The sequence below is a fragment of the Collinsella sp. AM40-7AC genome (genome assembly GCF_003468125.1).
Classification (GTDB): Bacteria; Actinomycetota; Coriobacteriia; order Coriobacteriales; family Coriobacteriaceae; genus Collinsella; species Collinsella aerofaciens_O.
This window is the reverse complement of sequence record NZ_QSGK01000004.1, coordinates 178,409-199,953: the sequence shown is the minus strand read 5'-3', so window position 1 is coordinate 199,953 and position 21,545 is coordinate 178,409. Positions and strand designations below refer to the sequence as shown.

Below are 21,545 nucleotides of genomic sequence, written 5' to 3'. Positions count from 1 at the left end.
CCACGCTATGTGGATTCGATGCGCAGGTAGCGCCGTCTGGATAGCGAGGTTTACGGGATATGTCATTGACTCCCAACGAGGCATATGCGGCCAAGCAGCCGTTTGTGGACAAGGAGACGCTCGAGCATATCGTCGAGCAGTTCCCCACGCCGTTTCATCTATACGACGAGGCGGGCATCCGCCGCAACATGCAAGAAGTGCGCGACGCCTTTGCATGGAACCCGGGCTTTAAGGAATACTTTGCCGTCAAGGCCAACCCCAACCCGGCGCTCATCTCCATTCTCAACGAATACGGCTGCGGCTGCGATTGCTCGAGCTATACCGAGCTCATGATCGCCCGCTCGCTGGGCATCACGGGGCATGACATCATGTTCTCGTCCAACGACACGCCGGCGGCGGACTTTGAGCTCGCCGACAAGCTGGGCGCCATCGTCAACTTTGACGACATCAGCCACATCGAGTTCTTTGAGCGTGTTGCGGGACCCATCCCCAAGACGGTCAGCTGCCGCTTTAATCCAGGCGGCCTGTTCCAGCTCTCCAACGGCATCATGGACAACCCGGGCGACTCCAAATATGGCATGACCACCGAGCAGCTCTTCGAGGCCTTCCGCATGCTCAAGGCCAAGGGTGCCGAGGACTTTGGCATCCACGCATTCCTTGCCAGCAACACTGTCACCAACGGCTACTACCCCAAGCTCGCGCGCATCCTCTTTGAGCTTGCCGTACGCCTGGAGCGCGAGACCGGCGCACACGTCGCCTTCATCAATCTGTCCGGCGGCGTCGGCATCCCCTACCTGCCCGAGCAGCAGGCCAACGACATTCGCGCCATCGGCGAGGGAGTACACGCGGCATACGACGAGATCCTGGTTCCCGCCGGCATGGACGATGTGGCCATCTGCACCGAGATGGGCCGCTTTATGATGGGCCCCTACGGCTGCCTGGTCACCAAGGCTATCCACGAGAAGCAAATCTACAAGGACTATATCGGCGTGGACGCCAGTGCCGTCGACCTCATTCGTCCCGCCATGTATGGCGCTTACCACCACATCACGGTGATGGGTCAGCCGGGCGGCGCCGACAAGGCCACAGCGCCCGTCACGAACACCTATGACATCACGGGCAACCTATGCGAGAACAACGACAAGTTCGCTATCGATCGCGAGCTGCCGCATATCGACATGGGTGACCTGCTTGTAATCCACGATACCGGCGCGCATGGCTACTCCATGGGCTACAACTACAACGGCCGTCTGCGCTCCGCCGAGGTCCTGCTGCGCCCCGATGGCTCGGCCGACCTCATCCGTCGCGCCGAGCGCCCGGGCGACTACTTTGCCACGCTCGACGTGCTGCCGTGCGGCCGAGAGTTGCTGGCCAAGTCGCGCGCCGAAAGTGCCCGCCGCCGCGCTCAGGACGAGCGCCTGGCCGTCGCCGCTCAGTGGAACAAACGCATCCAGATCGCGGAAGCGAAGGAGAAGAACATGGACATCCGCAATCTCGAGGGTTCAATCGTCGCCCTTGTCACGCCGTTTAAAAAGGACGGCAGTGTCGACTTTGACGCGCTCGAGCGCCTTATCGATTTCCACCTGCAAAATGGCACCGACGCCATCCTCACCCTGGGCACCACCGGAGAGAGTGCCACGATGACCGACGACGAGGACAACTCCGTTGTCGCCGCAGTGGTCAAGCAGGTTGCGGGCCGAGTCCCCGTTATTGCCGGCTCGGGCTCTAACTCCACGCAGACCATGCTCACTAAGTCGCTCACTTACCAGGGCCTGGGCGCCGATGGTCTGCTGCTCATTACCCCCTACTACAACAAGTCTAACGAAGAGGGCATCTACCAGCACTTTAAGACCGTGGCCGACGCCGTGGACATCCCCTGCATTCTGTACAACATCCCCGGCCGCTGTGGCTGCGGCATCAGCGAGCGCAACGTAGAGCGCTTGGCCGCGCACCCCAACATCATGGGCATCAAGGAGGCCTCGGGCAACGTCGCCTACGCGGCCAAGATCGCCCACCTGCTGTCAGACGACTTCCGCATGTACTCGGGCGAGGATGCCCTCACCGTGCCGCTCATGAGCCTAGGCGCTTCGGGTACCATCAGCGTGTGGGCAGACGTTCAGCCGCAGCTCGTGCACGACATGTGCCGTGCCTATCTGGACGGCGACGTGGAGCGCGCCCGCGATATCCAGATTGCCGGTCAGCCGCTCATCAACGCCCTCTTTAGTGAGGTCAACCCCATCCCCGTCAAAGAGGCGCTCGCTCAGATGGGTATGATCGAGGCAAACTACCGTATGCCGCTGTGCCCCATGGCCAACGACACGCGCGCTGCACTTACCGATGCTTTGAAGGGAGCTGGTCTGCTTGATTAAGACCGTCATTATGGGAACGGGCCGCATGGGCTCGCTCATCCGCACTACCGCCGAGGGCATTGTCAACGCCGCTGGAGAGGCCGTTTTTGACATCGTCGCCCAGATCGGCTTCGACTTGTCCGAGCTCGAGAACGCCCCAGCAGCCGACGTCATCATCGACTTCTCGAACGTTGCGGCCTTCAATGCTGTCGTCGCCTATGTCGAGCGCACGGGCGCGGCGTTGGTCTCGGGCACCACGGGCTACACGCCCGAGCAGATGGATCGCCTGCGCGAGCTGGGTCAGAACGCCCGCGTCATGCACTCCGGCAATTACTCCATCGGCATCGCGGCCCTGCGTCATCTGGTGGCACAGGCCACGCGTGAGCTGCCCGGCTTTGACTGCGAGATTGTCGAGACGCACCACAACCAAAAGGCCGACGCCCCCAGCGGCACCGCGAAGCTGCTGCTCGACGCCGTCGTCGAAGCCGAGCCCGAGGCAGGTTACCACCCCGTCTATGGCCGCGAGGGCATGTGCGGCGCACGCGACCCCAAGGAGATCGGCATGCACTCGCTGCGCGGTGGCACTGTCGCCGGCGTGCACGAAGTGAGTTTCTTTGGCCAGGACGAAGAAGTCACGCTCACACACCGTGCCACGAACCGCCAGATCTTTGTCAACGGGGCCCTGGCCGCCGCCCAGAAGCTCATCACCCGCGACCCCGGCTTCTACACCTTCGACCAGGTCATGTTTGCCTAACCAGGTATCAACCGTATCCACGAAAAGGAGAAACAGCATATGAGTAACGCAGCCGAGATGGATGCACAGGAGATTATCAACTACATCGCCACCGCGCCCAAGAAAACGCCCGTCAAACTGTACGTGCGCGAAAAGCCGGGCATGAAGGTCCAGTGGGGCAATGCGCACGTCTACGGCGGTCGTCGTGGCAAGACCGTCTTTGGTGACTGGGATGAGCTCAAAGCCATCCTTGATGCCAATGCCGATTCCATCGATTACTACGATGTGGAGAACGATTGCCGCAACTCCGCCGTGCCCATGCTCGACCTTAAGGGCATCAACGCCCGCATCGAGCCGGGCGCGATCATCCGTGACCGCGTCGAGATCGGCGATCGCGCCGTCATCATGATGGGTGCCATCATCAATATCGGCTCCGTCATCGGTGAGGGCTCCATGATCGACATGGGCGCCGTGCTGGGCGGCCGCGCCACAGTGGGCAAGAACTGCCACATCGGCGCTGGAACCGTGTTGGCAGGCGTCGTTGAACCCGCAAGCGCCACGCCCGTCATCATCGAGGACGATGTCATGATCGGCGCCAACGCCGTGGTCCTGGAAGGCGTGCACGTAGGCAAGGGCGCTGTCGTTGCCGCCGGCGCCGTGTGCGTCGAGGACGTCCCCGCTGGTGCCGTCGTGGCCGGCGTCCCCGCCCGCGTCATCAAGATGCGCGACGAGAAGACCGACAGCAAGACCGGACTCGAGGAAGGCTTACGCCGGCTGTAGAAGTTACGCGGTTTTACCAAACCGCGTAACGGCTCGACGCTGCAAACGCCCCTAAGCGGCAATCTGACGTTCAATCGTCGGTCGCGTACCGAAGTACGCTTCCCTCCTCTTTCACGTCACCTTGCTCGCCTAGGGGCGTTTTCGCTGACGTATGCTCAGTCTGCAACTCAATTCAGCTCCAAGCAAAAAGGCCGAAGTCCCGAAGGGTTTCGACCTTTGTTTTTCTGCAGCGTCCAAGCGCAGTTTATCTATTCTCGATGCTGCCGATGTTTTTGAGCTCGATGGAAATGAGGCCGTTGGGCTCGTTGACGAACTCGATGTACTCGGAGTTCGAGCCCATCTCGGCCGGAAAGCTGATCTCGATGCCCGTATCGGTACGAATCTTGTGGTTGCGCACGGCCGCACGCTCGACCTGCTTGCGCTCCACGGGCACACGCTCGGGCACCTTCTCTTCGGTCAGCGCCGCTCGTACGCTCTCCTTGATGACCGGCTCGTCCTCAAAGACCTCATCGACGATATCCCAGGGCGGCAGCTCCTCGTCATCCTCAACCTTCTCGGCAACGGCAGCCTTAACCTTAGCGAGCGCTACGGCCGTATTGGCACCGTGCTCCTCGGCGACTTCCTCGACCACGCGCGTCACGGTGTCGATGACCTCCTTGCCCGACACGCCCGTATCGCACTGCAGCAGACCGTCGGGAATGAGCATGCGGTCTTCGCCGGCAATCTTGCGCTTCTTGTCCACATAGCCGATCTCCATGGTGCTCGCACGCACGATGGCATAGCTTGGCACCTTTTGGGAAGGATTCGGCAGGATAGCATAGTGGCGCGCGATGTCGTTGCGTACCTCGCCCTCCTCGCGGCCCACCTCGTGCATAAAGGCCTGCTTGGAGCCCAGCAGCATCACGGCAAACCAGCGGGCATCCTCATCGTCGTCAAAGTCGGCCACGAGCACATCGGTGGACTCGGCTTTTTCGGCCTTGGTAAGCTCGGAGGAAATGAACTCCGCAATCTGCTGCGACAGGTCTACGAACTCGCGCTCGCCAAAGAAATAGCCCTTGAGCTCGCCGCCAAACGCAGAGTTCTCGGCAAACGCGGCGCGTTTATTGTCGGCCGAGGTACGTGCGCGGCGCAGATGCGTGGTCACGAAGTTGCGCACGGTACGGCTCTCGATATCGAGCTCGCGCTGGCTCATAACGTTGACGGCAGAGTCAAAGTCCAGGATATGCAGAATCGCATGATTGATTTTCATATACGGCATTCCGTTCTAGATTGAATTGAGCACGAACCAGTATAGCGGTCGAGCCCGCCCCAGGCGCATCGAAGATTGGTGCATCGGGGACAGGTTGCTTTGCACCAATGGCTAGCGCAGGAGCTCGGACTGCCATACCTCGAGCTGTTCTGCCAGGCTCTTACCACTAGAAGGCACGCTGAACTCGGGACGTTTGGGCAGCAGCGCACACTTAAGAATTGCCACGATGGTCTGCGAGACAAAGCGTCGCGTATCCTTGTCAAACCCTTGCGCAGCCTGGAGCATCACGGGCAGGCTCTCGCGCAGATTCCCAGCGATATCCGCAAACCGCTCAGCACCCGTAGCCTCAAACACGGAGAACAACGCATCTACAAAACGCTCGCGCTCGCTAGGCGAAACTGCAAGCAGCATCTCGCGAATGGAGCCATCAACGTATCGAGCACCGGCGGACAGGCGCTCACAGTACACGAAGTCGCGACCATCAACCACCCAGCTAAAGGGATTGTGCTGCAGCAGGCTGAACTCGGTGCTCTCAACGATGGCATAGTCCTCCTGCGTCTCGAACATCATGCCAAAGATCGACGACCGAGGTAGCGTCTTGTCGATTCGACCGGAAAGATCGGCAAAGGCGTTGCCGTTCAGAAACTCCTCGACGAAACCCGGACCATCATGGGAATACGCCTGTTCGATTCGCGCACGGGCGACATCGGAGCACATCGCCGCACCGTACACCGCAAGGTTTCCACCCTTGGAATGACCTCCGCACAAAAGCGGCCCGTCAATCGCATCCGCCGCCTCGTCCACATAACGCGCCGCGGATTCCTGGGCCGGCACAGGATACCGGAACGCCATGTTAAAGTCCTCTTTCCAGCCCACAATCGTGCTGTCGGTCCCCCGGAAGGAAAGATAGCTAAACCCCGCCGGAAACCGGAACGCCATGGCTGCAAACTGCTCTGTCGCCACCACATCGCTCACGGCACGATAGCCGCAAACGTGCACGCCACGGTAGCGAGGACTTGCTGCCACGGCCTCCAGCAAGGCCTTGCTCCCCTCCGGGTCCCACAAGTCGTCAATCATGTCCCGGTAGCACTCGGCACGCAGCAGCTCGCGTACGTCTAGGCCCTGCCAGTTCGTCAGCTCCGCCATATCACCCGGCAAACGCAAATAGGACAACCACGCAAAGACGAGGCTATCCACCGCGCAGAACGGCCTCTCCTCAAACGGATCAAACGCCGTCTGGGCATAGGTTAAAAAATTAGGCGAATCCGACATGGCCCTCCCATCAACTATGGTGCATTGGGGCAACTATGGTGCATTGGGGTCAGGTTACTTTGCACCAAAAAGGCGCCCGGGCCGTGTGGACCCGGACGCCTTCATTGTAGCTTTTCGCTCTAGCGAGCTTGATTTAGCAGGAGAAGTCGACGCTGTCGATGATGTCCTTGAGGGCCTTGGCGGAGGCGGTGAGCTCATGCTGCTCGTCATCGTTCAGCGGCACGGGGACGCGACAGACGACGCCGTCGCGGCCAACGACCGTCGGCATGGAGATGGCAAGATCGGACAGGCCATACTCGCCCACCATGAGCGAGGAGACGGGCAGAACGGTCTGCTCATCGCGCATGACGGCGGTGCAGATGCGCTTGACGGCCATGGCGACGCCATAGTAGGTGGCGTGCTTCTTCTCGATGATGGTGTAGGCGGAGTTCTTGACGTCCTCGGCGATGCGCTTCTCGGCAGCCTCATGCTCCAGATGACCGTGAAGCTCGCAGAAAGTGTTCAGCGGCACGCCGGCAACCTGGGCGCTGGACCAAGCGACAAACTCAGAGTCGCCGTGCTCACCCATGACATAGGCCTGGACATCGCGCGGGTCAACCTCGACGTGGGCACCAAGCATCTGCTGCAGACGGCCAGTGTCGAGCACGGTGCCGGAGCCGATGACATGGCCCTCGGGCAGGCCGGACATCTTGATGGCGGCATAGGTCAGAACATCGACCGGGTTGGAGACAATGAGCAGAATGCCGTCGAAGCCAGACTTCTTAATTTCGGGAATGATGGACTTAAAGATGTTGACGTTCTTGTTGACCAGGTCCAGGCGAGTCTCACCGGGCTTCTGGGCAGCGCCAGCGGTGACGACGATCATGGCGGCGTCGGCGACATCGGAATAATCGCCGGCGTAGATCTTCATCGGCTCGGCAAACGTCATGCCGTGCGCGATATCCAGGGCCTCACCCTCGGCGCGGTTCTTGTCCACGTCGATGAGGACCATCTCGGAGAACAGACCACTCTGCATCAGCGCGAACGCCGAAGACGAACCAACGAAACCGCAGCCGACAATAGCGACCTTCTTCTCGTTAACCATTAGAAACTCCCATCTCTCTCCACAAACAAGCCGCCCGGGAACGACCCGAGCGGCTTGCCGTAATCCCAATACATCCAATCGGGACTTTGATTATGCTCCTATTCGCAGCCAAAAATCGACCGTTTACCGAAATTGTTTGCAGGATTCGTAAAATAACTGCACGAAATCGGTTTCGAGCTATTGACGAGCGGAATAGCTTTCTAATACAGGCCCGCCTCGCGAATGGCCTCGACAGCCAAAGCGATCTGATCGGGCGGCAGGACCAGCGCCATGCGCACATGCCCCTCACCCGAAGGACCAAAGCTCGCGCCCGGCGTCACCACAACGCCGGCCTTCTCCATAAGCTCCTCGCAAAACGCCATGGAATCGGTGCGACCACCGGGAAGCTTGGCCCACACAAACATAGAGCCATGCGCGTTGGGACGCTCCCAGCCCAAGCCCTCAAGACCGTCGCACAGGGCATCGCGGCGCTCCTGGTACTTCAGACGCTGCGCCTCGACCTCATCGCGCGGACCGTTCAGGCAGGCGATAGCAGCCTTCTGGATCGGGAAGAACATACCAAAGTCGATCTGGCCGCGCAGCTTGGCAAAGGCAGAGACCACGTCCTCGCGGCCGACCAAAAAGCCGATACGCGCACCGGTAACGTTAAACGACTTGGAAAGCGAGAAGAACTCCACGCCCACCTCAAGCGCACCAGGATACTGCAAGAAGCTTCCGCCCGGCTCGCCGTCGAACACGATGTCGGAGTACGCGTTGTCATGGACGATGAGCAGGTCGTGCTCGCGGGCGAAAGCGATGATCTCCTCGTAGACCTCGGGCGTGCCCACCGAGCCGACCGGGTTGGCGGGCAACGACACGATCATATACTTGGCACGATCGGCCACCTCGGGATCGATGCCCGCCACATAGGGCAGGTAATTATGCTCGGCGACCAACGGATAGTACTCGAGCTTGGCATCGGCAATCTTGGCGCCCGCCTCAAAGACCGGGTAGCACGGATCGGGAACCAAAATGGTGTCACCCGGATCGAGCAGGGCCAGGCCCAAATGGCCCACGCCCTCCTGCGTGCCGTTGCACGACTGCACCATAGACGGCGTAATGCCCGAAACGCCAAAGCGGCGCTCATAGTAATCGCACACGGCTTGCTTGAGTTCGGGCAGGTCGCGCAGGGCATACTTCCACATCTCGGGGTCCTGGGCCGCTTGCGTGAGCGCCTCGACCACGTGGTCGTACGGCTTAAAGTCGGGCGTGCCCACGCTCATGTTGTAAATGGTCTTGCCCTGAGCCTTCAGCGCAAGCAGTTTGTTGTTGAGCGAGGCGAAGACCTCCGCGCCAAAGCGGTCGAGACGCTGCGATGCCTGCATGGTGCCACCTTTCGATATGAAAAACGCGGCGCTCCGACAAGAGCGCCGCGCGATACGGGCCATCAGATTGCAAAAGTGTAACGCTTGCACCCGCTGTTTTGGTTCAATTTGGCAACCTTAGTCCATCGGATTGAGCGCGTCAATCTGGGCGAGCCACAGGCGCGAGCTGGCGTCACTCGGCATGCGCCAATCGCCGCGCGGGCTGAGCGTGACCGAACCCACCTTGGGGCCATCGGGCAGGCAGCTGCGCTTAAACTGCTGGGCAAAGAAGCGACGGTAGAACGTACGCAGCCACGTGTGAACGGTCTTGACGTCGTAGGCGCCCTCGAAGCTCTTGAGCGCCATGCGGTAGATCTTGCCCGGCTCAAAGCCAAAACGCAGCAGGTAGTAGAGGAAGTAGTCGTGCAGCTCGTACGGGCCCACCAAATCCTCAGTCTTCTGCGCAATCTCGCCGTCGCCCGTGGGCGGCAGAAGCTCGGGGGACACCGGCGTATCGAGGATATCGAGCAAGACCTCGGCAATACGCCCGCCAAAAACATCAGCGGCATAGCGCACCAGATGGCGCACAAGCGTCTTGGGCACGCTCGCGTTGACGGCGTACATGCTCATGTGGTCGCCGTTGTAGGTAGCCCAGCCGAGCGCCAGCTCCGACAGGTCGCCCGTGCCGATGACAAAACCGCCGGCCTGATTGGCCAGATCCATCAGAATCTGCGTACGCTCGCGGGCCTGGCTGTTCTCGTAGGTCACGTCCTGCACGGCCGGATCGTGCTCAATGTCCTTGAAGTGCTGCTCCACAGCCGCGTGGATCGAAACCTCGCGGAAGCTCACGCCCAGGTCGCGGGCGAGCGACTCGGCATTCGACTTGGTGCGATGCGTCGTGCCAAAGCCGGGCATGGAGACCGCCGTGATACCCGTGCGTGGCAGTCCCAGTGCGTCGAAGGCACGCACGGTCACAAGCAGTGCCAGCGTGGAGTCCAAGCCACCCGAAAGACCGATGACTGCAGCCTTGGTACCCGTATGGGCAAGGCGAGTCTTGAGGCCCGCAGTCTGCAGATTGAGAATAGTCTCGCAACGCTCGGCCAGATCACCGTGGTCGGCCGGCACAAAAGGCGCGCGAGGGAAAACGCGGTCGATATCGCAGGCATCGCGCAGAACAGGCTCTTTGGCCAGCACGCCCTCAAACGAAAACTCAACGGTCGTGGCCTCCGGCGCATCGTCCGCGCGCGTCCACGTCGTCGAGCGGCGGCGCTCGGCAACCAGACGATCGAGGTCGACATCGGCCACCGCCATATCGCAAGTGAGCAGCTTGGTAGCAGCGAGCTTGGAGCCGTTTTCGTAGATAAGATTCTCGCCCGCAAAGACCATGTCGGTCGTGGACTCGCCCTCGCTCGCATCCGCGTAGGCATAGGCGCAGTACAGGCGCGCACTCTGATTGGAGATAAGGCTGCGGCGATAGTCTGCCTTACCGATAATCTCATCCGAGGCCGACGGGTTGAGAATCACCGTCGCACCGGCAAGCGCCATCTCGGTCGAAGGGGGTGCCGGCACCCACAGGTCCTCACAGACTTCAACGCCCAGCACCAGGTCCTCGGCGCCTTCATCACAGCAACGGTAGACAAGCCCCGAACCCAGCGGGACCGGACCCTGACCGGCAAATTCAACCCACACGGGATCCGCAGGCGCCGGAGCAAACCAACGGCGCTCATAGAACTCGCCATAGTTGGGCAAATACTTCTTGACCGTGAGGCCCAAAAGCTCGCCCGCGCAGCACACGGCGGCGCAGTTGTAGATATTCTCGGCAACTGCAACGGGAAGACCGATGGTAAAGACGACCGGCAACTCACGGGTTTCATCGAGGATGTGCACAAGTGCCGCCTCGCAGGCATGCAGCAGTGTGCGGTTATGGAACAGATCGGCCGCGGTATAGCCGCACAGATTAAGCTCGGGCAACACCAACGCGCGAACGCCGCGCTCGGCAGCCTCCCGAACAGCCCCCAGCGCAACCTCGGCATTGCCCTCGACATCGGCCACGCGAATCCGCGGCGACGCCGCCGCCACACGCAAAAAGCCATCGTTCTTATTAGCCGAAACGCAACATTGCCTTGTTGATCTGGACACTGGAGGCCCCTTCTACCCTGAGATTCAGTCTAACGGACGTTCACATATCTCTAACTAGCCAAAGCAACCTCCCAGTTTACTGAGACGCCAACCTGTGCTAAGAGCATGTATTCCAAAAATATCTTTAATTAAAAAAGGAGAAATCGATAATCGACTTCTCCTTTAAGCGAGGCAAGTAAATTCCGAAACTAATGGCAGAATTTATCCATGTAGTCCTCAAAGTCGAACACTTCTACCACGACGCCCTCTTCCTGAGACTCTTTCAGTTGCTCCAAGAGATCTTTGTTTATAACGTCCATGCAGAAACCTCCTCTATCTAATCAATTGTAGTATATCTGCTTTCATGCAATTATCAACCAACGTGTTTAATTGCTCCTCGTTTGCCGATAGTCCCTCTTTTTTCAAAATATCGCGCACCTCGTTCTTAGTAATCGGCTTTTCAAACAACGAAAGCAAAGCGAACGAATAATCATTAACCGCACACATTCTATGGGTGGCACAACTCAGCAGTACTCTTAACCCCTCTTTTGAGCGTCCGACTTCTTTAACAAACGAACTTTTAACCAATTGAAAACCATTATCGTGCATTACATAATCGGCATCGATATTTGTATTCAGCAATCCATAATGCAACAGTTCTTCTATCGCCCTTGTCAGCTCGAGGTCGCCCTGATCAAGAATAAGAGAAATGCTACAATCGGCCTCCAATAAACGGGCCAACTTAAGGTATACCAACTGGGAAACAGCATAGACATGATGGTATTCAGAATTATAGAAGTAGGCAAATGGCTCAACGAGCACGACAGAGGTCTTGGAATCCAGCCAGATTCGATCAGCTGGATTTAGACTAGTTAGCCGTCGCTTTACTTTGGTCAAATGTCCCTTATACCTGACAGCGTGAATAGAATCTAGGATCCAGGTCACCTCTGAAATATGAAGCCGCTGGGGCAAGTCAATTGTGTCGCTACCGTTTATGACCTCTTGCATATAAAAATCAATATGATGCTCATCAGATAAGGATTTTGCTTCATTTAAAGTTAAACCAGTGCCTGAAACATAATCCACTTCGAGGCGCAAATCCTCATATTGGGACTTCGGCATTACAGAGACACCATACTTATCGGGATGATTCCAAACATCCGACCCCATAACGAGACCAAAATTCGTAAATCCTCTCGTGGAATATGGAACACCACATACCTGTTTTGAATAATTCAAAACATTCTCTGTATAAGCTAAGGTGTTCAGAGCCTCTTCTTTAGTTTCGGTCGGAAAGCCAATCATAAAAAATAGATGAACAGGAATACCCGCATTGAGACAATCATGGATATTGCGATCAATCCAATCAACTCTCGTGTTCTTCTTCATTAGATCAAGAACTCTTTGGTTGTATGACTCGAGGCCAAACTGAATCTGCCTACATCCACTTTGGTATATCTTGTTAAAAACGTCTGTACTTAGGGTTGGAGAGAACCTCGTTTCTCCATGCCAGAAAAACGTTTTTCCCGATGCGTTTATTTCATCCGCGAGTTGCTCCATTCTTTTGCCTTCGAATGTTTCATCCACAAAAGAGAAAACTCTCGTGCCGTATTTTTCATTTAACCGACACATTATTTCAAATACTCTCGATATAGGCATCTTTCGGTAACAACCACCGGTAGCACCGGGAATGGTGCAGAAGGCGCAATGATTAAAACACTGCCTAGAGGAATAAACCGGCAATATTAGCTCAGGCATGAAGTATTTAGAAAGGGCGAAGCCATCGAAATCGGGAACTGTATCGTTGATAAATGTTTGCTCAATCCGATGGTTTTTATATATCTTTCCACCTTTAGCATGGCAAAGGTTTGGAACACAGTCGAGATTGTCATCACCAGAGTCAAGAGCCTCAAGAAGACGTGCAAGCGGCTCTTCGCCGTCATACATCATTATCGAATCAATGTATTCAAAAAAGGGATGCCATTCTTTCATGCAGTCATCTGCTAAACGAGTAATGTAATTGCCGCCCAATGAGACGTGTTTAACAGATGGACATTCTTCTTTAATCAGTTTCGCTAACGTAACTGCAGAAATCAATTGGAAACAGCCGCTCACCGAAATCCCAATAAACTCGATTTTTTCCCTCTGAATACGCTTAAGAAAGGCAGTTTCATAGAAGGAAATAAACGGATTATGCAAGGTATCCGCAAGCGATTTCATTATTTCTGGTGTCGAATAATAATCATAGGGCAGATCTATGGAGTTGAACGTGTATTTAACTCCATATGAGACGTGATTTATGATATAGAGTGCATTTCTAAAAATGTTTTCAGCATATTGTCTTTCTTTTAGATTAAAGTATCTCTTCGATCTGAAAATATCTTTTGCCTCGTCAACATTAAGTGCCGACTTTTGTATCAACTCGATTGTTAATTGAACATTCGAACTAAACGAATCCTTTGATTCCCGATACCTTTTACAGCACTCTTCGACATGTCTAAAAGATAGGAGGTCATCGTAAAATTCCACGTTTAAGTCAACAATGTCAACTTTGTATTGTTCAACCTCTTGAAGATATGACTTCAAAACAGGCAAGGCAAGATACGGCCCCACTGGACTCCATCCTGGGGGAAATACTAAAAGCGTTTTAGGCATATCAACGTCACATCTTTCGTAAGTAATTCAATTGAAACACAACTACCATCATAATTGAAAATACACCAAGTCCTGTAACGAGAATTGAGAACATCGCGATGCTCGTGAACAGCGAAACAAGAAGTGTTGAAATAACAACAGCAACCGATTGCAAAGACTCCCTAATTGAAAACAGGCTTATCGATTCAGATCCGTCTCTCGCCAAATCCTGCAGCGATGTTATGAGAAGCACATCTTGAATGGCGTTTCCGGCACCGACGATAAAAAGGAAAATAAACGATATCCCAGACGCATAGCGATAGCCAAACGCCAGATACGCACCGAGCGCAAGATACGTCACAAAACAATATGATTTAACGCAATCGGAACCACTGATTAAACGACCATATATTGTATTTCCGAACAACAGTCCGATTGTAAGACTACTCTGAAGGAATCCGTATTGTATCGATGACGAGTCAAATTGCAATTGCGCTATAGCTGGCAAAAGAGAATTCAGAGAGCCGAATGCCACGCCACTAGAAATATCGATTAATAGGAAACCAATTGCCAAGTGCTTCGCGCTAAGATCACTAAATGCAGTCCTGTTTTTTTCATTTTTGCTTATTCCCTCTTTATCATTAACCTCGATAACCGACGGAACATCTCGCAGCAACCAGAACGACGCGGCAAAAGAAAGCGCGTCTAATGCAAGAACAGCCTCCGCCCCAAATTGAGCGACAACAAAACCGCCGGCAACTGGCCCCAGAACCATCATTAAATTCTGCAGGAACCCAAACGAATTATTAATTACGTCGCGATTGATACTATTCGTATTGGCTCTTAACAACGAGTAAAAGCAGGGCATTTCTACCGTTCGGCAAAGCGATACCGCGCACGTAATAGCAAACATACTCCATTTACTATCAACAAAAATATAGCAAACGAATAATCCCGCGCGAATTAAGTCTGCCAATCTCATGGCCTGCAGTGTCCCGATACCCATCTTCTGAGGCAGCTGCGCGAGCGCAACTGAAAACAGAGAGGGGGCAAATCTGCAGCAGACCATCAAAGCAGTTGCAGAAACATCGTGAGTTACCTCGTAAATCAGCATTGGCAAAGCAATATTCGCACACCAATTGCCTATTTCGCTTATCCCTCTAGCAATATATAGGACCCGAACCGGACGGCTAGCTCTCAATACCGTGAACATCACGATTAACCTCGTATTTCAGGCCTCGTTCATCCCTTAATAGGAATCCATAATCAACCAAGCACCGCCTCAACACGGCATAATCAGGATAGAGCTGTGACAGTACACGATTAACCTGAAGCTCCGTATAACTTGTATTTAATTCAAAGAAAGAGACGGCCCATAGCAGCATGATTCTTTTATAGCTTTCCTTTTTTGGAATTGAAACCAGCTCGCCATTCTTGAGAAATCGTTTTTTAAAGTCTATTAGCTCATCCATTCACATCCTCCATTTCATACGCATCTAATACTAAAAATGCATACGCTTTAGGTCATAGCATTCAGCTTCTTTATTCGAACTAAACTCGAACTAATCTAAATTATTTGCTCAGACACTCTTCGAAAGCTCGCTTTTCACTCTGAGTAAAATGCCCTTCCCAGTCAGTCCACGAACAGGAAGGCAACTCACAACGAGCGGAGTCGAAGCCCTCTGCCGTCGGTCGTTCAAAATGCACGATGACCTTTTCGATATCGCCATCTGTAATCAGGTCAGAATGAATGACCTCGGTTCCATCTTCGAATGTCATATACGGGTACATCACGTAAACCACCTCGCAAACATAAATCCAGTTTAGCATCAAGTTATTGCACCAAAGACAGCAAGCCCCCTTGATGAGTTGATGGTATCTGTTAAATGTCACGTACGATTCACATCTGGTGGGTAACCTGATGGCTACACGAAACGAAGCAGATTTACACCGGGAGGACCCCGTATGACAACCAAGTACACCGACGCGCCGCGTACACGCGTCATGACTCCCGCCGCACTGAACAACGGCGTTCACGAAAACCATTCCATCGGCCAGACCATGGCCATCGCGCCCAAAAAGGGCCTGTTCGACGACATTTCCATTCCCCAGATCATCGCCGGCGCCGCAGCTGCCGCAACGAGCGTCGCGCTTGCCTCCAAGATCGGCATTGCCGGCTCGGTGATTGGTGCCGCTGTGAGCTCAGTCATCACCGTTGTGTCCTCGCAGATCTACCGCCACTTTATCTCTGCCAGCGCCAAAGCCATCAAAGGTACGCATGCCGCCGTCGACTATCCCGTCGGCGCCTACGAACCCGTTGAGCTCAATGCAAACGAGCACCTGGGCGGAGCTGCGACTACGCAGGAGATGCGTCAGGTTGCTGGGCGCGCGACTACGGCGCGTGTCGCCCCTAACAGCCTACGTGCCAAGGCGGCGGCAGAGCGCAGCCAGACGCAAAAGAAGGTCATCGTCTTCTCGATCGCCATCGCCATCGTCGCGGTCATCGCCTGCGCCGGCGCCATCCTTATCACCACCGCCGGCGAGGGTCTGGGTGAGCGCCCCGAACCGATCCTTTCGTCGCACACACCCGAGCACGACGCGGATAGCAGCGATCAATCGCAAAGCAAGCAGGACGACTCGCAGGGCGACTCCGCATCCACCGATTCTTCCTCGACCGCCCCTGACCAGTCGCAGGGCGCCGATTCCTCCGCAAACAATAATGGCGCGCAATCCGGAACGACCGATTCCAGCCAAACGACTGACGGCTCTCAGCCGAGCACGAGCGACCAGACAAACGGCAACGCATCGGGCACGGGCTCTACCGACAGCAGCAACACCAACAGCTCGAGCGGAACCGCATCCGGCACGGCATCTGACAGCTCGAGCCAAGGCACGACATCGGGCAACTAAGCACGATGGCCTCCCATAGATAACCAACCTGTACAACGGGCGCGAACCGGCAACGGTCGCGCCCGTTTGCCTTGGGCGCCGAGGTAGCACGCCCCGTGCGATGGTAAGATGCTTTGGTGTGTAAAGAGGAGATTTGCCATGAGCAAGACAATAGTTACGCCCACGCTATCGCTGGGCAACCACATCTATCTGTATCGCCTGCTGCGCGACGCGATTGGGTGCGGCAAGCAAACGTTTATGACGCAGGTCGAAGAGGCGCTCGCCGCTGGCGACATGACTGCTTATGACCTGGGCTTCGAGTCCACGCGCGAGTTGCTCGAGGAGCTCGACGACTGCATTAAGCTGACCGTCTTTAAGGGCGGTCGCCTGTATGCCACCGTCATCGCCAACGAGGCCTGGGATGCCGCCCTTGCCAAGGGCGAGGACAAGCCCAAGGCAGCCAAGGGAGCCAAGCAGTCCTACAAAAAGAAAAAGCGCGGCGAGAAGGACCTCAAGGCCGTGCGTCCCAAGCACGTTAAGCGTCCCGAGCCAGAAACCATGGTTGAAGCCGTGCCGGAACCCGAACCCGAGGCAGAGATCGAAGTCGCTATTGAGGTAGCAGCAGAAGCCGAAACCGAAATCGCCGCCACGACCGATCCCAAAGCCATATCCGAGCAGGAAGCCACTGCAGAGCTCGATGAGGCTCCCAAGTCGACAATCGAAGAAGCCACTAACCAACCCGAAACGCCTGCGTTCCAAAACAGCGATGTCTTTGGCGATGAGGCTGAGGACGATCAGTCCGACGAGCCTGCCGATCAAGACGCTACCGAGTCGGTGCCGGAGCCCGAGGCACCGCAGCCTGCCATCTCACTCACGGTCGTCTATGACCCCGAGAACGCAAACGCCGGCATCACCACCATGGCATCCACGCCCATTGAGGCAAAGCCGAGCGTCGAGAACGAGAACGCGACGCAGGTTGAGGTTGAAACTGCAGCTGCAGACGCGCCCGTCACCGTAAAGCCCGCAGATTCCACGATCAAGCCGAAAGTAACGCCGGAGCCCGCACCCGTCATCGAATCCATGCCCGCCGCTGCTTGCGACCAAATACCCGCATCCGCACCGGCTTCGGTACCCGCAGCGGCCCCAGCCCCCGCACCTGCAGCGCCCGCCATCCCCAAGGACTTCCCCGTCGATTTCGCAACCGTGGTCTTCTGCCCCGGCCCGCTTCTGCACCAGTTGTCGACCTATCTCCCCTACGGCGCTGACACGCTCGGCATCGTCGGCGAGTACTACTGGATCGCCCGCGAACGCGGTACCATTGAGGCCGCGCGAAACCGCGCAAGCTTCCCCCTGCGCTACACGCAGGCCGGCGAGCGCCGCGAGGTTACCGTGCGTATCCGCCGCAACACCACCGGCGGTCTCGGAGCCACCTGGGCCATCGACAAGGTCGAAGCCCCGGTCGAGTAAAAAATGGCCTCGGATAGCCAATTGACCATCCGAGGCCATTTGAATTCAGGCCTTTTAGTTGTCATCGGCGCATATAGACACCAGAGAAGCAAGCTCATCCTCAAGTTGCGGAGCAAAGTATCTAAAAGAAACCTGCGCTCCAGTCGGTATCGACTCAATCATATTCGCAGCATTATCTGAAACTCGGTACGATGCAGTTTCACCTGTCTTCAAATCCTCTATTGAGCAGACAGCGTCTTCAGCATCAATCGACCTAAGCACGCCTTTTCCTTGTAACATCACATCGGCATGCCCGCCAGCTATTTCTAATGAACCTGAGTCTGTCGCAGTCACTTCTCCGGAACCTCCGCGCGATATCTCTTCCTTTGTTGAACAGCCCACCAATGAAGCCATCAGCACCAAAGACAGAGCTAGACGAATCGCCCTACTTCGAAAAAGTCGTTCCATAAGTCCACGCATAATAGCTCTGATCATACTTCAGGAAGGATAAAGATGAATTCCAGCCGTCCGCTATGCCAATCATCTGCCTCGTCTCTCCAGTTTTCTTACCAGTAAGTGTGGCGTAAGCCTCCGCTGTTACAGAATGGGCTGATCCGTTGTACAAACTCGCATGTAAAACATTCGGTCTATTAGAGTTAATCTCATTTTGAATGCTCGCGATAGCCGGAGAGGAGACAGTGCGGGCGATAAGAGTACTTCCTCTGCTTGCGCAGTAATTTGTAAACCCCGTTGCACAGGTTGATATCGGCGTTCCACCCAAAACAACGCCGGGAACAGTCTGTTCTTCATCGGAAAGAGCATGGGTATTGGTGTAATTCCATATCTGCATATATTGCGAAGGGTCGCTATATAAATTGGCAATGCCATACAGTTCCGCAACGTTCGAAAAAGCTGTCACCATACAAGCATAGTGGGCAGTAAGCCTCTTAATCTCGCTTTCATCATATGACATAAACTGAGAAATGGAACGAAATCCAGATACTGTGTAATCCTGCATTTGAGTTGCGTAAATTACGACATCGTTCCAGCTTGAAGGTTTATTCGATAAAACGGCAGGCCGTCCTTCTATGGAAACAGCCGGGATTGTTCTTCCGCAATTTGTTGTTATTGAACCGTCCAAAGATTGCACACCGAATTCGAATGGATTGATCATTACGACTGGGTTATTGAAAGAATAAGACTCAACACCAAGATCTCCTCCCCGATCCATAGGGCTGACTAAGCCGTCTCCAAAACGATATCCCGTAAGTATTTCATCATCTGAAGCATCTAAAACCAAATAGCCCGCGGCTCTATTGAATGTCACAACCGGAACAATGTAGCCAAGCGGGGACCCATCAACGTCTACAAAAGGAATAGGGTCAGAGGGCGTATACGAAGAGCCGAGGAGTCCCTTTATATATTTATCGGCAAGCTCTTGCGCAATTTCTGAAGTAAATTGTATCTGCTCACCATCAATATTGCCCGTCGAAGCAAAAACCTCTTTCGGACGTGCGGCTAAGGCGACAATTGAAGACGCGACAAGTTGCAGAAAACGACGACGCGAAAGCATATGTTCTTCTTTCTAGAGGAGCGACTTATAAGATACTCCTATTCTATAACCTTTTTTGTAACGTTACAGCACTGGTTATATTTCAATTCGATTTGCTTATGTCCTTGTAGCCCAATACGTCTTTACGTTTTAAACGGAATTAGAAAATCACTCATAGCAAAAACGGGCTTTAATCCCAAAGAGATGACTTTGATTATGAATCAAACCAGCAGCCAGGGCATAGCTGCAGTGCAATTGCTACAAGAAAGGCCGCCCTTGCTGGCGGCCTTTCTACTTGCTACTAATCGCGCGTCAGCTTGCGGTGAATACGATGCGGCTGGGCTGCGTCCTCGCCCAGGCGCTCGATACGGTTGGCCTGATAGGCCTCGAAGTTGCCCTCGAACCAATACCAGTTGCCCGGATTCTCGTCGGTGCCCTCCCACGCCAGGATGTGCGTGGCGACGCGGTCCAGGAACATACGGTCGTGGCTAATGACCACCGAGCAGCCCGGGAACTCGAGCAGCGCCGCTTCAAGCGAGGACAGCGTCTCGACGTCGAGGTCGTTCGTGGGCTCGTCGAGGAGCAGCAGGTTGCCGCCCTGCTTGAGCGTAAGCGCCAAGTTCAGACGGTTGCGCTCGCCACCGGAGAGTACGCCAGCGCGCTTCTGCTGGTCCTGGCCCTTAAAGCCAAAGCTCGCCACATAAGCGCGGCTCGGAACCTCGGTCTCGCCGACCATCATGTGGTCCAGGCCATCCGAGACGACCTCCCACAGGTTCTTGTCGAGGTCGATGCCGGAACGGTTCTGGTCGACGTAAGAAATCTTGACGGTCTCGCCCACCTCGAGCTCGCCCGAAGTCAGCGGCTCCAGGCCCACAATCGTCTTGAACAGCGTGGTCTTACCGACACCGTTGGGGCCGATAACGCCCACAATGCCGTTGCGCGGCAGGGTGAACGAAAGGTCATCGATGAGCACGCGGCCATCGAACTCCTTGTGCAGGTGATGGGCCTCGAGCACCTTGTTGCCCAGACGCGGGCCCACAGGGATGCGGATGTCGGTCCAGTCGAGCTTCTGGCTTGCGCGGGCCTCGGCCTCCATCTCCTCGTAGCGAGCCAGACGGGCCTTGTTCTTGGCCTGGCGAGCCTTGGGCGAGCTGCGTACCCACTCGAGCTCGGCCTCCATGCGCTTGGCGAGCTTGGCATCGCGGTTGCCCTGCGCCTCAATACGCGCGGCCTTGGTCTCCAGATACGTGGAGTAGTTGCCCTTGTAGGGATAAAGGTGGCCGCGGTCGACCTCGCAGATCCACTCGGCAACGTTATCCAGGAAGTAGCGATCGTGCGTGACGGCAAGCACCGCGCCCTGGTAGTTGTGCAGGAAGTGCTCGAGCCACAGGATCGACTCAGCGTCCAGGTGGTTCGTGGGCTCGTCGAGCAGCAGCAGGTCGGGAGCCTCGAGCAGCAGCTTGCACAGGGCCACACGGCGGCGCTCGCCGCCGGAAAGCACGTTGACCGGCATGTCGGAATCGGGCAGCTGCAGAGCGTCCATGGCCTGGCCGAGTTTGGAATCGATATCCCAGCCGTCGGCGGCGTCAATCTCGTCCTGGAGCTTGCCCATCTCTGCCATGAGGGCGTCCATGTCGCAATCCGGGTCGCACATCTCCTCGCCGATCTTATTGAAGCGATCGACCTTGGCGATCATGTCGCCAAACGCCATGCGCACGTTCTCGATGACGGTCTTGTCGTCGTCGAGCGGCGGCTCCTGCTGCAGGATACCCACGGTGTAGCCGGGGGTGAGCCTGGCATCGCCGTTGGAGACCTCCTCAATGCCGGCCATAATCTTGAGCAGGGTCGACTTGCCCATGCCGTTGGGGCCCACGACACCGATCTTGGCACCGGGGTAGAAGCTCAGGGTCACGTCGTCAAGGATTACCTTGTCGCCATGGGCCTTGCGAGCCTGATACATCTGGTAGATAAACTCCGCCATTGTCCTATTTTACCTTTCTCACCTGCGAAATCGCTATCGTGTACATAAACAGTAGAAACGTTTTGTAGAAAAAAGTTCAAATGAACTTCTACAAAAAGAAGGGGATGCGGTTTCCC

The 21,545-nt window shown here is 55.7% G+C and carries 16 protein-coding genes; 5 read left to right on the top strand and 11 right to left on the bottom strand.

The window, feature by feature from the left end; translation table 11 throughout:
- Positions 1 to 59 precede the first annotated feature (59 nt).
- The 3 genes from dapA to dapD are packed head-to-tail and all read left to right on the top strand — an operon-like array spanning position 60 to position 3,861.
- Positions 60 to 2,369: a 4-hydroxy-tetrahydrodipicolinate synthase gene (dapA, locus tag DW892_RS10570; RefSeq protein ID WP_117766147.1), complete on the top strand. Its 2,310-nt coding sequence runs from the start codon at positions 60 to 62 to the stop codon at positions 2,367 to 2,369.
- A complete protein-coding gene (gene dapB / locus DW892_RS05135) occupies positions 2,362 to 3,102 on the top strand; it encodes a 4-hydroxy-tetrahydrodipicolinate reductase (RefSeq protein ID WP_199577680.1) in 741 nt (246 codons plus the stop codon). The genes dapA and dapB overlap by 8 nt, the downstream gene beginning before the upstream one ends.
- 39 nt (positions 3,103 to 3,141) lie before the next feature.
- Positions 3,142 to 3,861: a 2,3,4,5-tetrahydropyridine-2,6-dicarboxylate N-acetyltransferase gene (gene dapD, locus DW892_RS05130; protein WP_117637490.1), complete on the top strand. Its 720-nt coding sequence runs from the start codon at positions 3,142 to 3,144 to the stop codon at positions 3,859 to 3,861.
- 244 nt (positions 3,862 to 4,105) lie between these two features.
- On the opposite strand, the gene DW892_RS05125 is transcribed toward dapD, so the two are convergent.
- From DW892_RS05125 to DW892_RS05090, 8 genes are all read right to left on the bottom strand, one after another.
- Entirely contained in the window at positions 4,106 to 5,110 is a 1,005-nt protein-coding gene (locus tag DW892_RS05125; protein WP_117583913.1) for a nucleoid-associated protein, read from the bottom strand.
- Positions 5,111 to 5,221: 111 nt separating this feature from the next.
- Positions 5,222 to 6,382: an Mbeg1-like protein gene (locus tag DW892_RS05120; RefSeq protein WP_117583912.1), complete on the bottom strand. Its 1,161-nt coding sequence runs from the start codon at positions 6,380 to 6,382 to the stop codon at positions 5,222 to 5,224.
- A gap of 133 nt (positions 6,383 to 6,515) precedes the next feature.
- On the bottom strand, positions 6,516 to 7,466 hold the full coding sequence (locus DW892_RS05115) for an L-lactate dehydrogenase (protein ID WP_006234343.1): 951 nt from the start codon (positions 7,464 to 7,466) through the stop codon (positions 6,516 to 6,518).
- Between the two features lie 200 nt (positions 7,467 to 7,666).
- Positions 7,667 to 8,830, bottom strand: coding sequence for a pyridoxal phosphate-dependent aminotransferase (locus tag DW892_RS05110; RefSeq protein ID WP_006234344.1), 1,164 nt, complete (start codon positions 8,828 to 8,830; stop codon positions 7,667 to 7,669).
- Positions 8,831 to 8,947: 117 nt separating this feature from the next.
- On the bottom strand, positions 8,948 to 10,948 hold the full coding sequence (locus DW892_RS05105; RefSeq protein ID WP_117766146.1) for an NAD(+) synthase: 2,001 nt from the start codon (positions 10,946 to 10,948) through the stop codon (positions 8,948 to 8,950).
- Positions 10,949 to 11,260: 312 nt separating this feature from the next.
- Complete coding sequence (locus DW892_RS05100; protein ID WP_117766144.1) at positions 11,261 to 13,582, bottom strand: radical SAM protein; 2,322 nt, start codon at positions 13,580 to 13,582, stop codon at positions 11,261 to 11,263.
- Positions 13,583 to 13,589: 7 nt separating this feature from the next.
- Entirely contained in the window at positions 13,590 to 14,774 is a 1,185-nt protein-coding gene (locus tag DW892_RS05095; RefSeq protein ID WP_082435530.1) for an MFS transporter, read from the bottom strand.
- A complete protein-coding gene (locus DW892_RS05090; protein ID WP_117766142.1) occupies positions 14,752 to 15,033 on the bottom strand; it encodes a DUF2087 domain-containing protein in 282 nt (93 codons plus the stop codon). The genes DW892_RS05095 and DW892_RS05090 overlap by 23 nt, the downstream gene beginning before the upstream one ends.
- 493 nt (positions 15,034 to 15,526) lie before the next feature.
- On the opposite strand from DW892_RS05090, the gene DW892_RS05080 reads away from it, so the two are divergent.
- Both DW892_RS05080 and DW892_RS05075 read left to right on the top strand, forming a co-directional pair.
- Positions 15,527 to 16,471 carry a hypothetical protein gene (locus tag DW892_RS05080; protein WP_117766140.1) on the top strand — a complete coding sequence of 315 codons (945 nt, stop codon included), beginning with the start codon at positions 15,527 to 15,529 and terminating at the stop codon, positions 16,469 to 16,471.
- A 138-nt stretch (positions 16,472 to 16,609) separates the two neighbouring features.
- Positions 16,610 to 17,917, top strand: a complete 1,308-nt coding sequence (locus DW892_RS05075; RefSeq protein ID WP_117766138.1) for a hypothetical protein — start codon at positions 16,610 to 16,612, stop codon at positions 17,915 to 17,917.
- A 54-nt stretch (positions 17,918 to 17,971) separates the two neighbouring features.
- Here the strand turns inward: DW892_RS05075 and DW892_RS10300 are convergent, their stop codons facing one another.
- From DW892_RS10300 to ettA, 3 genes are all read right to left on the bottom strand, one after another.
- On the bottom strand, positions 17,972 to 18,364 hold the full coding sequence (locus DW892_RS10300; RefSeq protein WP_147327748.1) for a hypothetical protein: 393 nt from the start codon (positions 18,362 to 18,364) through the stop codon (positions 17,972 to 17,974).
- Complete coding sequence (locus DW892_RS10295; RefSeq protein ID WP_147349850.1) at positions 18,342 to 19,469, bottom strand: hypothetical protein; 1,128 nt, start codon at positions 19,467 to 19,469, stop codon at positions 18,342 to 18,344. The genes DW892_RS10300 and DW892_RS10295 overlap by 23 nt, the downstream gene beginning before the upstream one ends.
- A 280-nt stretch (positions 19,470 to 19,749) precedes the next feature.
- On the bottom strand, positions 19,750 to 21,429 hold the full coding sequence (gene ettA / locus DW892_RS05065; RefSeq protein ID WP_117766136.1) for an energy-dependent translational throttle protein EttA: 1,680 nt from the start codon (positions 21,427 to 21,429) through the stop codon (positions 19,750 to 19,752).
- Positions 21,430 to 21,545: the final 116 nt, after the last annotated feature.

Excerpts from the sequence above, each read along its gene's own strand:
- dapA (WP_117766147.1), top strand. The coding sequence starts at position 60 with ATGTCATTGACTCCCAACGAGGCATATGCGGCCAAGCAGCCGTTTGTG.
- dapD (WP_117637490.1), top strand. The coding sequence starts at position 3,142 with ATGAGTAACGCAGCCGAGATGGATGCACAGGAGATTATCAACTACATC.
- DW892_RS05125 (WP_117583913.1), bottom strand. The coding sequence starts at position 5,110 with ATGAAAATCAATCATGCGATTCTGCATATCCTGGACTTTGACTCTGCC.
- DW892_RS05120 (WP_117583912.1), bottom strand. The coding sequence starts at position 6,382 with ATGTCGGATTCGCCTAATTTTTTAACCTATGCCCAGACGGCGTTTGAT.
- DW892_RS05115 (WP_006234343.1), bottom strand. The coding sequence starts at position 7,466 with ATGGTTAACGAGAAGAAGGTCGCTATTGTCGGCTGCGGTTTCGTTGGT.
- DW892_RS05110 (WP_006234344.1), bottom strand. The coding sequence starts at position 8,830 with ATGCAGGCATCGCAGCGTCTCGACCGCTTTGGCGCGGAGGTCTTCGCC.
- DW892_RS05100 (WP_117766144.1), bottom strand. The coding sequence starts at position 13,582 with ATGCCTAAAACGCTTTTAGTATTTCCCCCAGGATGGAGTCCAGTGGGG.
- DW892_RS05095 (WP_082435530.1), bottom strand. The coding sequence starts at position 14,774 with ATGTTCACGGTATTGAGAGCTAGCCGTCCGGTTCGGGTCCTATATATT.
- DW892_RS05090 (WP_117766142.1), bottom strand. The coding sequence starts at position 15,033 with ATGGATGAGCTAATAGACTTTAAAAAACGATTTCTCAAGAATGGCGAG.
- DW892_RS05080 (WP_117766140.1), top strand. The coding sequence starts at position 15,527 with ATGACAACCAAGTACACCGACGCGCCGCGTACACGCGTCATGACTCCC.
- DW892_RS05075 (WP_117766138.1), top strand. The coding sequence starts at position 16,610 with ATGAGCAAGACAATAGTTACGCCCACGCTATCGCTGGGCAACCACATC.
- DW892_RS10300 (WP_147327748.1), bottom strand. The coding sequence starts at position 18,364 with ATGGAACGACTTTTTCGAAGTAGGGCGATTCGTCTAGCTCTGTCTTTG.
- DW892_RS10295 (WP_147349850.1), bottom strand. The coding sequence starts at position 19,469 with ATGCTTTCGCGTCGTCGTTTTCTGCAACTTGTCGCGTCTTCAATTGTC.
- ettA (WP_117766136.1), bottom strand. The coding sequence starts at position 21,429 with ATGGCGGAGTTTATCTACCAGATGTATCAGGCTCGCAAGGCCCATGGC.